The sequence below is a fragment of the bacterium SCSIO 12741 genome (assembly GCA_024398055.1).
GTDB lineage: Bacteria > Bacteroidota > Bacteroidia > Flavobacteriales_G > Salibacteraceae > SCSIO-12741.
Genome location: CP073749.1, coordinates 4,688,621 through 4,701,373, shown reverse-complemented (window position 1 = coordinate 4,701,373; position 12,753 = coordinate 4,688,621). Strand labels below are relative to the sequence as shown.

At 45.8% G+C, this 12,753-nt stretch carries 11 protein-coding genes; 10 read left to right on the top strand and 1 reads right to left on the bottom strand.

Annotation, left to right across the window (positions count from 1 at the left end):
- Positions 1–2 precede the first annotated feature (2 nt).
- The 9 genes from KFE98_20025 (at position 3) to KFE98_19985 (ending at position 10,931) form a co-directional block, all read left to right on the top strand.
- Positions 3–542 carry a hypothetical protein gene (locus KFE98_20025; GenBank protein UTW62261.1) on the top strand — a complete coding sequence of 180 codons (540 nt, stop codon included), beginning with the start codon at positions 3–5 and terminating at the stop codon, positions 540–542.
- The gene (locus tag KFE98_20020; protein ID UTW62260.1) at positions 542–802 is read left to right on the top strand and encodes a hypothetical protein; all 261 of its coding nucleotides are present in this window, start codon (positions 542–544) and stop codon (positions 800–802) included. The genes KFE98_20025 and KFE98_20020 overlap by 1 nt, the downstream gene beginning before the upstream one ends.
- On the top strand, positions 786–1,001 hold the full coding sequence (locus tag KFE98_20015; protein ID UTW62259.1) for a hypothetical protein: 216 nt from the start codon (positions 786–788) through the stop codon (positions 999–1,001). The genes KFE98_20020 and KFE98_20015 overlap by 17 nt, the downstream gene beginning before the upstream one ends.
- On the top strand, positions 998–3,592 hold the full coding sequence (locus tag KFE98_20010; protein ID UTW62258.1) for a hypothetical protein: 2,595 nt from the start codon (positions 998–1,000) through the stop codon (positions 3,590–3,592). The genes KFE98_20015 and KFE98_20010 overlap by 4 nt, the downstream gene beginning before the upstream one ends.
- Positions 3,593–3,608: 16 nt before the next feature.
- Complete coding sequence (locus KFE98_20005; protein UTW62257.1) at positions 3,609–7,676, top strand: hypothetical protein; 4,068 nt, start codon at positions 3,609–3,611, stop codon at positions 7,674–7,676.
- Complete coding sequence (locus KFE98_20000; protein ID UTW64755.1) at positions 7,658–9,013, top strand: ATP-binding protein; 1,356 nt, start codon at positions 7,658–7,660, stop codon at positions 9,011–9,013. Before KFE98_20005 ends, KFE98_20000 begins: the two co-directional genes overlap by 19 nt.
- 74 nt (positions 9,014–9,087) lie before the next feature.
- Entirely contained in the window at positions 9,088–9,570 is a 483-nt protein-coding gene (locus KFE98_19995; GenBank protein ID UTW62256.1) for a hypothetical protein, read from the top strand.
- Between the two features lie 94 nt (positions 9,571–9,664).
- Entirely contained in the window at positions 9,665–10,045 is a 381-nt protein-coding gene (locus KFE98_19990; GenBank protein ID UTW62255.1) for a hypothetical protein, read from the top strand.
- 64 nt (positions 10,046–10,109) lie between these two features.
- The gene (locus KFE98_19985; GenBank protein ID UTW62254.1) at positions 10,110–10,931 is read left to right on the top strand and encodes a HAMP domain-containing histidine kinase; all 822 of its coding nucleotides are present in this window, start codon (positions 10,110–10,112) and stop codon (positions 10,929–10,931) included.
- A gap of 4 nt (positions 10,932–10,935) precedes the next feature.
- Here the strand turns inward: KFE98_19985 and KFE98_19980 are convergent, their stop codons facing one another.
- Complete coding sequence (locus tag KFE98_19980) at positions 10,936–11,382, bottom strand: single-stranded DNA-binding protein (GenBank protein ID UTW62253.1); 447 nt, start codon at positions 11,380–11,382, stop codon at positions 10,936–10,938.
- A 176-nt stretch (positions 11,383–11,558) separates the two neighbouring features.
- Here KFE98_19980 and KFE98_19975 point away from each other — a divergent pair, with 176 nt between their 5' ends.
- Positions 11,559–12,707 carry a hypothetical protein gene (locus KFE98_19975; protein UTW62252.1) on the top strand — a complete coding sequence of 383 codons (1,149 nt, stop codon included), beginning with the start codon at positions 11,559–11,561 and terminating at the stop codon, positions 12,705–12,707.
- The last annotated feature ends 46 nt before the right edge of the window (positions 12,708–12,753 follow it).

Genomic DNA, 12,753 nt, shown 5'->3' with positions numbered 1-12,753 from the left:
TTATGGCAAATGATGACATAACCGGAAAACTGTTCAATCGAGCTTCGCTCAAGCAGTTGTTTAAGAACGGTGTAAAACCGACTCAGAAGAGTTTTGCCGAGTTAATTGAATCTACGGTAAACAAAGTAGATGACGGATTTTCCAAGGACATGCAAAATGGACTTATGCTTTCTCCGGAAGGCGAATCATCGGAGAGTTTGTTGAGTTTTTACCGCAAAATTGATGACTTAAAACCGGCCTGGTCGGTTCAGCTAAATCAGGCGAACGATCAATTTGGATTGCGGTTTATGGACGGTAAAACGGATAAGAGTTTGCTCTACCTCAAGCAGGGTGGATTTTTAGGCGTGGCCAACGAAAATCCGGAATACCCCTTGCACGTAACCGGAATGGCAGGACTGGATGGTCGATTAGGAACCTTTGCCAAAGGAACCGTGCCGGCCGACGGTAAATGGCACCCGATAGTGTCTAAACTCACCGGCTGCCAGGGGTTTGAAGTAGTGGCTAAGGCTGCCGGAACCCCAAGAAGGGGAAGTACGCTTTGATGCACGCTTTGGCTTTGAGTACCTATGGCAATTCACACAACAAAATTCGAAAGACCCAGGCCTGGTACGGACCGTGGTGGAATCGACTAAACCTGAGATGGACTGGTGAGCTGGACAACTATTCCCTGGAAATAAAAACCCGGTGCAACTACGGAGCAAACCGACTTATTCAATACAACGTGACCAAGATTTGGGACGATTCAGATAATCAAACTGTTGCTACACCTATAAAAAAGAAGGCCAATGAAAGCGCTAAATAAGTCCTCCAAGCAGGTTCCTGCAACCCGAAAGAAAATCCTGTTTACCCTTACTGTAGATGAGGCTAATTTGATTTTTAAGGCCTTGGGTGACCGTCCTTTTTCAGAGGTTTTTGAATTGATAGGCAAGTTGCATGAACAGGCCAACGAACAATACCAAAGAAACAACGCATTTAACCCAGGATCGCAGCAAGAGCAGTGAAAGAATCTCAAACCATACCCGCCAAGGTTGATAAGGAATTGATCTTCGACTACCGCAAGCTGCGGCAAATGGCGATTTCCTTTACCCAAAAGTTTTCCAGCGATATATGGACGGATTACAATGAGCATGATCCCGGTGTTACTATTCTCGAGAGTCTTTGCTATGCTGTGACGGATATGGCCTATCGAACCCAGTATCCGGTAGAAGATATTTTGGTGAGTACGCCCGGAGAAAAACTTAAGGCCGGTGACAATGCTTTCTATCCGCCGGATGAAATCTATCCAGTTAATCCGGTCAACAACCAGGACTTGCGAAAATACCTGATCGACGCACTCAATGAGGTAAACAATGCCTGGGTAGAGAAGGGAAAGAACCTGGGGGAGAAAAACGTTTGGCTTCTGCTCAACGATTCTGTACCGGTGGGGTACGAAAAACGGGTAAAGTCCAAAGCCCGAAAATCCTATAATCTGGTTCGCAATCTTTCTGAATCCTTGGGTAAAGTGGAAGTTCTACCGCGGAAAGAAGTGGGCGTATCCTGTCAGATCCATATCAATGAAAATACCCGTGCCGAATTGGTGATGGCGCACTTTCTATATCGAATAGAACGATTTTTTAATCCATCACCACGCTTTTATTCGGCTGCAGAGATGTTGGCTAAAGGGTATTCCAAGGAAAGCTTGTACAGCGGCCCGGTGATGAAGCATGGGCACATCATCGATTCGGAGCTACAGCCCTTTCGCGATGAGTTTGACCTGAGTGATTTGATCAAACGGCTAATCAATGTAGAAGGGGTAAAGAGCATTCACGATTTCAAACTGTTTCTGGATGGACAGCCCATTACGGGAGTTTTCAAGAGTCCCAATTTTGTACCGAAGCTCCGGGATTACGAAATGTTTACTTCTCAAAAATCCGGGGTTCAGTTTCTGGTCAAGAATGTGCCCATTGTATTGAATAATAACCTGGTGAAAGAAGGGCTAAACCGAATTCGGGCTCAACGCAACCGGAGTTATCAAATTGAATCGCAAAAAACGGGCAAGGATCTGCCTCAGGGGCAATACCGCGATGTGTCGAACTACTATTCCTTCCAAAACGATTTTCCTACGATCTACAACATTGGGAGCTTTGGCATGGGGCCAGATGCTTCCTTATCTACTCGTTCGGCAGCTCATCAGCTCAAGGCTTATCTCATGTTTTATGACCAGATCTTTGCCAATTTCCTCAAGCAAACCTCTGAGCTCAAAAAACTTTTCTCGATTGAGGATGTGGACCAATCCAACTACTTTCAGGCTCCAGAAGAAGTGCCTCGCTTTTGGGAAGTATTGAAAAACGAGGATGCTCCTGAAGTCCATTCTACCGCTGCAAAACGCCAGCAGGCGAAAGAATGGTTGGATCAGGAGCTGGAGAAAATTCGAAGCCAGTTCGATGACTTTGGCCAACGTAGAAACGCCTTTCTCGACAACCTGCTCGCTCGATTTGGAGAGTCATTCCGGGAATATTCACTCTCCAAGTTCAATTACTACTACACGCCCGAGAAGTTTGAAAAAGTAATGATCCGCTATAAAACGGCCTTTCTAAGGGAGTATGTGAGCCTGAGTAGAAACCGTGCCCGAGGAATTGATTTGAATAAGAACAGCTGGGATACGAACAATGTAGCGGGTATCCATGAACGTTTATGCCGACTTCTGCTCATTCAAAACCACAAAAACAGATCGCTGGTAGATGTGGTGGATAAATCGGGATTTAGCTTGTTTCAAGTTAGAACCGAAGTGGATACCATGAATACCGAAACCTGGGATGGTGAACTGCTCGAGGATGATTCCACTCATATTGAGATCATTAATGTGGAAGCCATGTGGTCGGAGGATTTTCAATTGGATCCCAATGCGGAGCGAATGCTATTTACTTCTCCGTCACCGGATGTGCTCAATCAAGTGCTTTTCAATGGCGTAGATCGAACTAACTACCGTATTTTTAGAGATCCCCTGGAAAACAATCGTTTCGATCTGCTGCTGCAATTGAAGGAAAAGGGGAGGTGGCTCAAGCTTAAGCAATGTGAATCTCGGGCCAAAGCGAGGCAGCTTAGGCAGCGCCTTATTCAGTTTCTGATTCAAGTAAGTGTTAAGTCTGAAGGGCTATTTCTGGTGGAGCACATTTTGCTTAAGCCAGAATTGGAAGTCGTGCAATCCACCACCGGACCAGAAGAAGGCCAATCAGGCACACCGGATCCGGTTACCCCTAAAAAAGTACCAAGCTCGAACGTAGATCCCGAAGATCCCTTTTTCTATGGCCAATTGAGTTTTGTTTTTCCATCCTGGCCTGCTCGTTTTCAAAACGAAAGCTTCCGTTCTCTGGTTATGGAGACGGTTCAATCTCTGGTTCCAGCCCATTTGCTCGCACGCTGTTATTGGTTGGATCTGGAAATGATGCGTGATTTTGAAAAGGATTACGAACAATGGGCACAAGCCTTACACGGTGGTCCGGCGAATGAAACCTTGAATGTGCTTAGCGAGCGGATCATGAACTACCTGAAATCCTTCTCCCAACAGCGCGGATCAAATACGATAGTTAAAAGTGCCGGAGGAAACACATAGAATCTATACCCAACGAATGGAGTTGGACATTCCTTCTGAGGAATTGAATACGTCTATTCAGGATCGAATTAGTCGAATCGGTCAAGCTCAGCTAAAAAGGGCTATAGAGCAAGTTTTAGATCGGTATTCTCCCCAGGGTAAAACCTGGTATTTTAATCAAGTCCAATTGAATTTGGATCCCCTGCGCCTGGACCACCTGGAGGACGACTTGATCCAACAGGTGTCTCGTGAGTTGGCCCTCTTTCTGGAAAAGTACCAAGAACGAGAAGCACTGGAATTGCCTTTACCTGAGGTGAGTACGGGAGAGGAAGGTGAATTCCTAAAACCGGATCGATTGGCTTGGCTGGGGCATTATCTACTCACTGGAAGCCTACCGTGGGGTGTTCATGAACTGGATTATAATCCCGATGAAGAACTCCAAAACCAATTGAACGACAACAAGACTGAATTGCTTGAACGAATCCGCGATTGGGGGCAAAAGGAAGTGGTGAGGGCTCGATTGGCCTTTCATTTTGAGGATAGAACCCTTCGCTCCTTGGTTCGATCTCTGGAACCCTCCGGAGCCGAGAGCATTTTCGCTTTGATGGATGAGTCTCGTGAACAGCATCGAACGCAACCGGTGGTTCAAGAAGATTCGGAAACCTTTAATCGCCGACTGTGGCAGTTTGTACTTCATTATTTGTTGGTGGAAAAGGGATCTCATTTTGACCGAAAGACTTTCGTGGCCAGCCAAATCCGACAAATGGCTGATTTCTACCATTTGGTTTACGCTGAGGTGTTGGACTACCTGCATGGTCTCATCCGACAAGAAGATGCCAGTCCTGCCTATGACTCTTTGATTCATATTCTAAAGGAATTGAAGCTGGAGGAGCAAAAGAATGAGGCCAGTAAAAGCAACTTGAGTCGGAAATCTTTAAGGAGACTCTCCAAAGAATCGATTAGAGGGAAGGAAGATCTTCAGGGTAAGGAAGATTCAGTTACTGCTTTTCAAAAATGGATTCGATCCAAGGGCCTAATGCGACAGGCGGAATCATCGAAGGCAGAAGAGGCCAGATTGTATGAAGCTTTTAAACGAGCCAACAAAGAATTACCCAAGGGATTGACCTGGCAGGTTCGCAAACGTTCTGAAATAGAGCAGGGGACTATAAGTTCTGAAGATTGGGAAGAACTACTTTATGTAGGAGAACGAGATTGGTTAAACTGGTCTTACACGGAATTTGAATCCTGGAAGGCTTCTGCGGAAGTACAACGAAGGGTTGACAAAGATCGGACTACCTGGCAAAAGCTATTTCGAAACATGGAAGGGCTACGATTCCTAAAAGAATGGAAGGAAATGAGCGCCCAATGGCATCAGGGACGTCCTACTGGAAGATCCTTCTGGACTCTGTGGAAATATCTACTGCAGCAAAGAGAACTGGGTAAGCGAATGAAGATTTCCTGGGCTGCCCGAAAGGAGGAAGTAACCGCGAGCCCAGGAGAGAATGAGATTCGCTATTTTCTAAAACATGCTTCCTTACCTGCTGCTTTTCAGGCTTTGACGGAAGAATCTTGGGTTGAATTTGTTGAACACCTCATTCAGGATCAACCGGCGCGTTTCCGTCAGCTTTGGCAATCCATTGTTCATCAGGATCAGGTTCTTCATCCACGGGCTATCGCTTGGGTCGAAATGCAATGGCCTAAGTACGCGCCGATCTTTAGGCGGGAACGTGAATCGGTTGAAATGAGGCTTTGGATGGAAGCTCAGTTTCGGAATTCGGATCGGGTTCGACCGGCTCACTGGTCTATTGATCAATTGAACGTTTGGGTAAACCTCCTCCTCGAGCAAGATCCTGCGGTACTTGTGGGAAAAACGGAAAATACGGATCGACTAATGGCGGTTTATCAATCCTTAGAAATAGCCGTTCAGAAGAAGTGGATTTTTGTTTTATTGAATTATTATTCAGTTGATTATAAGTTTAACCGAAATTTATACTTTAAGTCTTTAGTAGCCCTTCAAAGGTCTTTTGGAGTTTCCGAAAAAGAAGCGACGGAAACCGAGCGAAGCCTTGTTTTTCAATGGCTTATAAGTAATCAACCGGCGGATCAATGGCCTGCATTTTTTGTTCAACATTGGCGAGCTACGCAACACATCGATCAACAATCCCTGGCTCAGGTATTGGAAAAACCGGAATGGAAATCGGATCCCTTGTTCAAATGGCTCAAGCAGAGTTTAGGAGATAAGGTCGACTTTGTGGCGGAGTCTCTGGAAAAGAAAGATTTCCTGACTTCCCAGGTTAATCAAGTGGATGTGTTGCTCCATCTACTCATCACCGGATCATTGCCCTGGTGGGGGAAGGACTGGTCGAACCTTAGTATCAACGAATTACTCAAGAAGACGCTGAAAAATGAGCCCACAGCTCTCTACAATCGTTTGTTGCAAACGGATTGGAAACCCGCAGCTCTTTCCCGATTCGTAGAAGCAATGGAGGAAAGTTCTAATTCCACATTGACCGAACCCATCGTTCGTTTATTGCTCAAAGGCCATGAAAAACGATCCCAGGATTGGTTGGTTTTTCATGAGGTATTGCTGCAGATGCGTGAATCGTTGATGGAAAACGGAGTGAGCTCTGGTGAATTGAATCTTTGGTTTTCTGGCGATCCGGTTCTTGGCTTTTGGGAGGCTTTATTGAATCAATCGGCTGGCAAAGGAGCTATGAGTCCGGCAAGTACCATGCGCTGGTTACACAATCGACTGCGGCAAAATTTGGGATGGGATCCTGAAAGCTGGAATCGTTGGGTTAGAGTAGAGTTACTGGGGGATAAGAGTGAGGTGAGTCATAGAGTACGGGAATATCTTGTGCGGGAGTGGCAGGTGGAAAGTGAAGATGGGGCTATGGAGTTAGATCCGGCCTTGGGCTTTGGGACCTTCGAAGCTTTCTTGTGGGAAGAAGAGGATAAGCAATGGGAATTGGCCTGGAAGAAAAAAGGAATGCGCGAACATCGCCTCAAGTGGATCCGACAGGAAGCCAGAAAAATTGCAAGCGAAACGGCTCGTAGAAAGGATTGGAACAAACTGGCTCGAAGATTAGCCAATGTTGAGGCCCTTCAGGCTTATTTGAGCAGTCAGGTAAGTGCTCAGGAATCCTCCTGGCTACAGCACTGGTTGAAATGGTCGGAAGAAGCCGAGTCCAAAGGAGAAGTTTGGGGACATTGGAAGGTCAGTCGCCAGGAGGTTACCGTGTTTCTCTTAAAATGGTTGTTCCGCAGAGGAAGCCAGACCTTTGATCGCTTTCGATGGATGTCAGATTTTCTGGAGTGGTTAAGCCTAAAATCCAAAACAAGGCCAGAACAAATCGTTGAGAGGATGCAGAAAATGGTTTCCGCTCAATCCACCATTGGAGAATCGCTGAAGCCCCTAAAAGTCGAGCTATTGAAGAGGATTGCACAGCAGGAATGGAAAATCAATCAGGAGCAGTTGCGATTTCAGCCTGAACTTAAGCCTCAGCCATTAAAAGAAAACTCTGATCAGTCTACGGCTGAAGACGATTTAGATTCGGAATACACCGATGAGGAAGAGGACGAGTCACCGTTAGAAACCGCCTCATTCATTCGAAATGCGGGATTGGTGCTCCTCAATCCCTACTTACCACAACTCTTTTCCCGATTGGAATACCTGGAAGGAGATAAATTCAAATCCAAAAAAACGGCCTATCGGGCGGTGCATCTGCTGCAATACATCGTTACAGGTGAGGAGCATCCGGTGGAACATCACTTGCTACTCAACAAATACCTCTGCGGCCTACAGGCCATAAAGCCTATCGAAGACCGCGTGCAACTGAAAAAAGAGGAGAAGGAGATGGCAGATGGACTACTTCAAGCCATTATTCAGCAGTGGAACGCCTTGGGAAGTACCAGTGTTGATGGGCTGAGGCAAACTTTTTTGCAGCGGGAAGGAAAAATTCAGGAAGTGGACGACTTTGTCCGTCTTCAAGTAGAAACCAAGGCATTTGATGTTTTACTGGATCGTTTGCCCTGGTCGTATCACCAAATCAAGTACTCATGGATGAAAAGGATGCTCTTTACCGAATGGCGACAGAAGGCCTGATCGCAGAATCAAATGCGGAAACCCTGGAGCACGAAATTAGATGGTTGGAAGAGGTGCTTGACGTACGCTTTAAGCTCTATTTTGGGCATGAGTGTGATTACGAGCACATTCTCAAACTTCAGCCACCAAATCTGGAGCACGACCCCTCTGAGTATGCTCAGTTCTGCCACAGTCTATCCTTGTCGTTTGCAGAAAGAATCCTGGTATTGTTGGCATTGTTGCCCCACATTCGTCCTCAGCTGCTCGATATTTTCTTCATTAAAAACAAGAACTACGACCGGGGATATACCGAATTTGGTGGAATCCAGGGATCCACTCATGGTGGGTTTCTTCCGACTGTGGAAACAGCAGCTTTCATCCTGGCCGGGGATAATTTGCCGGAAAGAATTCATCTCGCCTCAATGCTTCAGCCCCATTCCAACCTAATTCGTGAAGAAGTGCTGCTACCCGTCAGTAAATCGTACAAAGAGTCCGTGTTCTCTTCACGGCTTCAGGTGGCTCCTGATTTTTTCAATCGACTATTCCAGGCGGGAAATGCCGAACCTGAGTTTAGTCCAGAGTTCCCGGCACGCCGTATCAAAACAGATCTGGATTGGGAAGATGTGGTGATGTCTCCGGCTTTAATTCATGAGATCTTTGAAGTGAAGGACTGGATTGAACATGGGGGAGAAGTGCTGGATCAATGGAATTTAGAAAAATGGGTGAAGCCCGGATACCGAGCTCTTTTTTACGGCCCTTCCGGCACCGGAAAAACAATGACTGCCTGCCTTTTAGGAAAGTCAGTAAATCGTAAAGTCTTTAGAGTAGACCTATCTCAGGTGATTTCCAAATACATTGGAGAGACAGAGGAAAACCTGGCCCGCCTGTTTGATCGTGCCGAAAACAAGAATTGGATTCTTTTCTTCGATGAGGCCGATGCTCTATTTGGAAAGCGAGGGCAAACCAAAAGCTCCAACGATCGCTACGCCAATCAGGAAGTGGCTTATTTGCTTCAGCGCATTGAAGATTACAACGGACTCATTATTTTGGCGAGTAACCTCAAATCCAACATGGATAGTGCTTTCTCAAGACGATTTCAATCCATGATCTACTTTCCTTTACCCAATTCCTCCGAGCGTTTTCAGCTTTTGTCTTCCTTGGTTGAAGGAAGGTTTGGAGATCGAAAGTTTCTTAAAAACTTGACTCATCAATACGAACTTTCTGGTGGAGCTTTGGTTAATGTCGCTCGTTATGCCGCTTTACAGGCCGTGAGAAAAGGGGCTCAGGTATACGACCCAGAAGACTTAAGAGAAGGTGTGCGCAAGGAGATGCAAAAGTCCGGAAAGACTGGGGTTTAGCTCCTGGAAATAAAGTCTCATTTAATCACCCCGTATTTGTAAATCCTGGTGTTTCTTTGCAAAAAATTTGAGCCATGGCAAAGTACCGCTTATTGACCCACGAGGAATTGATGGAAATGGAACAGGAATTCGTTGAATACCTGGTTGTTAATGGAATCACTGCTCCGGATTGGGAAAAAATGAAAAAAGAGGAACCTGCCAAGGCTAAGCAAATCATCGAGCTGTTCAGTGACGTGGTATTTGCCGGTATTTTGCGCAAAATCAAATTCCTCGAATTTCGCTCAGAGCACGAAGTGCGTGTTTTTCAATGTCTTCCCGAAAAGTTGATTCAGGTTGCTTTGGAGTGCGAGGGTGAAGGAGTTGATTTTACCCAGGAGGGAAGCATCGAGCAAGTATTGAGCGATCCACCAGCGGAGATTTCCATATACACCGTTGAGAAGGAATACAACGAATCCAGAGAGGAAGAACTCTTCGAAATGATCGAATGGGGATGCCTTGTTGGCGGGGAATCTCTCTTCAAGGCACTCAGCCTGGCATTGGCCGCTTCCCAGGAGTAATTCTGGCCCACTCCGACCCTTTTTGGAACAAAATGGTTTAGAATTCGTAAGGAATTACTAAATTTTTACTCAAAATCGGGATCGGGATATTCTCATGAAAACAATACCCACAAGGGCAGCTGACGTCTCATTAGACGATCAGGGTATCATTCATATGACCTTTACCCAAAACTCGAAAATCACTTTGAGCGATGCTCAAGAGATCTTTAGAGTTCGGCGTGAATTAGAACCCAATCGATCCAAGCAGCTATTACTGCTGGATATGAGGGCAACTCCTGGCGCAAACCGGGAAGCAAGGTTCTACTCCAAAAAGAAGGAGGTGATAGATACTACTCAAGCAATGGCTATGATAGTAGAAAACTATTCGAGTCAAATCTTGGGGAACTTTTTCCTTGGTTTTATTCGTGGGGATTATCCGGTTAGACTATTTACCGACGAAGAAAGTGCGGTTAAGTGGTTAAAAAGTAAGGAGTAAGACCATGCCTTTAAACGAAAAAGAAAATCAGCAAGTTGTCCAGATTCTCCAAATGATTGGAGGAATGGCATCGCTGAGGTTTCCAGGTCCGCTGGATTTAACCAAGTTCTCTGTTCCGCTGGATGCGGTGGCGCAAGGACTCAACTGGTTGAATGAGGAATTGGAGGCCAATGTTGTAGAAAAGAAAACGCTCCAGGAAATGAACGGAAACCTGGAGAAGTTTGCTTACACGGTATCTCATGATCTCAAAGCCCCTTTGAATCGAATCCTGGGGCTTCTTCAATTGATCCAGGTGCAAAAGGGGGCAAGCTCTCCGGAAGAAATGGAAGAGTACCTGGCGTTGATTCAAACCTGTGCGGAGCAAATGAAATCCTTGATTGAGGACATTCTGTCCTATTCCACCTCAGCATTAGGGGACCAGGAAATGGACCGGATTGATATCCAGGAACTCATCGACGAGATCAGTCATTCCTATGAGTCCGATGGAAATATTCGGATCCAGCTTGAAGAAACCCCGCCGGTATTATTATTCAATCGGGTAGCGTTAAGACAGATCTTCCAAAATTTGATTGACAATGCCATCAAGTTTTGTGATAAGTCCAATTGTTTGATTACCATTGGTTTTGAGCAACATGGAGAGATGTTACAGTTTTCAGTTACCGACAATGGCCCGGGAATTGACCCCCAAATATTGGAACAGGTATTCCAGCTCTTTTTCAAATCCGATCAGGAAGGAAAGGAGGGGAGTGGCATTGGATTGGCCACGGTTAAGAAACTGGTTGAAGAGTGGGGCGGGAAGATTTGGGTCGATTCCGAAAAAGGAAAAGGAACTACTTTCTTCTTTACCCTCGATCTAATTGAGGCTCATCATCTCCAAGGTGAATAACGAGCTACTCGTCTTCCTCAGAAAGAAGCGAATCCTCAAATTCCAACTCCTCCAGATACCTTTTTAGGTCTTCACTATCAGGCTCTTGAACTTGACTCAGTGGGAGGTAGGCTGTTTTGGGAGATCGTAGCATCATCAATTCATGGACTACTATTTCGGTGGCCGTTTTCTTTATCCCATCTCTTCCTTGGTATTGCCGATAGCGTAAGCGCCCCTCAACGGCAATTTCCTGCCCTTTGTGTACATAATTTTCAACCAGGGTGGCGATCCCGTTCCAAGCTACCACGTGGTGCCATTGGGTATCTTTTTGGGCATGCCCGGATCGATCGAGGTATTTTTCGGAGGTGGCCAGACTAAAGCGGGCTAATTTGGTTTGGTCGTTCAATTGGCGGATTTCGGGATCTTTACCCAGTCGGCCAATTAGGATTACTTTATTCTTCAACGTATTCATGGTCCAACCAAAGTAAAGGCTATTCCCCCTGTTGATTCGGGAGTTAAATGCTTTTAAATGTTTATAATCGTTTACAAACGTTTCCTTGCAAAACGATGGGGCACTTTCCCTTTCAAGTGATCTGAGTCACAGATTTCAATCGATACTTTTACCGACTTTTGCAGCAAAGCTTTTCGATGACCCTTCAAGATTTTACCAAGAGCAAAACTCTGCTGGCTTCCCTTTTCCTTCTGGTGGTTACCAATACCGCATTTTTATGGGAGCAGATTCCGGGCCTGGAGGAGTTTCTGGTCTTCATGGTTCTTTCCCTGGTTTACCTCATTTTGCTCGTAACCCTTGGTCTTAAGCTGGGTACCATGGCGCTTGAACGCTTTAAGAATAAGGCAGGATTGGTACGTTGGATTCTTTCGGCATCGATCTTGGCTTTTGTATTCATTTTTCCATCCGGAGTGTATTACCCGGTAATTCTGGGTGATGAGCCCACGCTAACGGTGCAAAATGAAGGCGCAGCCAATTGCCAAACGCATATTTATTTCCTGCCCGGTGATCAATTTGTGAAGCGGTCGGTTTGCTTTGGTATCGAACGACAAAAAGGGCAGTACCGCGTTAAGGGTGATTCAGTATTTCTCATGTATGATGGTCTTGATGATAAAAAGGAGATCGGTATTTTAGGATGGAACCAGGATGGAGAGCCTGAATCGATGCGATATACGGCTGCAGGACAGGAGTATTCTTCTTGGATGGCTGTTGTACAATGGGACAGCAGTTGGAACCGTCCGGTAGAACCGACCGAATACGAATCGTCAAGTTTGGTTGAAGAGGTTGCACCAGAGGAGTTGAGTTACATGGAATATTGGCACAACAGAGTGGCTCCTACCAATGAGTGGGCCAAAGGATTGGACTCTTTGTTGATCCAAAATGCTTTAAAGGCTCAAGAAATGGGTTCTGACTCCAAAATGGCACTCCGCTACCAATTGGATGAAAAAAGCGTCAAATGGGTCGTTTATGACCTGGAAACAGAGGATGAAGGCATTTCTATCTTCTACGAAATCGACGGTGAGCTTAAACTGGCCCTGGAGCGTTCCTTTGAATCGATGGCTTCTAAAGCGCCGAAAAGCAAGGGGAATTGGGATCTTTTTGACGTGGGACTACCGGATTCACTGCAAATGGAATGGATGGAAGATCGCTTTTATTTTGAGGCAGATTCTTTGATCTATCTCTACAATAACCAGGATTGCGGTTCTCCCAACGCACCGGAATTCATGCAGGAAGAGCAATCAAGAATGCTGCAGCAATTCGCTCATTGGAAGGCTTTGCAACAGTAGTGCTAAAAGGGCTTTTCTAATCCTATCTTTGGGCCGTTATTCACCC

Coding starts and splice junctions, on each gene's coding strand:
- KFE98_20015 (UTW62259.1), top strand. CDS start 786: ATGAAAGCGCTAAATAAGTCCTCCAAGCAGGTTCCTGCAACCCGAAAG.
- KFE98_19975 (UTW62252.1), top strand. CDS start 11,559: ATGACCCTTCAAGATTTTACCAAGAGCAAAACTCTGCTGGCTTCCCTT.
- KFE98_20005 (UTW62257.1), top strand. CDS start 3,609: ATGGAGTTGGACATTCCTTCTGAGGAATTGAATACGTCTATTCAGGAT.
- KFE98_19985 (UTW62254.1), top strand. CDS start 10,110: ATGGCATCGCTGAGGTTTCCAGGTCCGCTGGATTTAACCAAGTTCTCT.
- KFE98_20020 (UTW62260.1), top strand. CDS start 542: ATGCACGCTTTGGCTTTGAGTACCTATGGCAATTCACACAACAAAATT.
- KFE98_19990 (UTW62255.1), top strand. CDS start 9,665: ATGAAAACAATACCCACAAGGGCAGCTGACGTCTCATTAGACGATCAG.
- KFE98_20025 (UTW62261.1), top strand. CDS start 3: ATGGCAAATGATGACATAACCGGAAAACTGTTCAATCGAGCTTCGCTC.
- KFE98_19980 (UTW62253.1), bottom strand. CDS start 11,382: ATGAATACGTTGAAGAATAAAGTAATCCTAATTGGCCGACTGGGTAAA.
- KFE98_19995 (UTW62256.1), top strand. CDS start 9,088: ATGGCAAAGTACCGCTTATTGACCCACGAGGAATTGATGGAAATGGAA.
- KFE98_20000 (UTW64755.1), top strand. CDS start 7,658: ATGGCGACAGAAGGCCTGATCGCAGAATCAAATGCGGAAACCCTGGAG.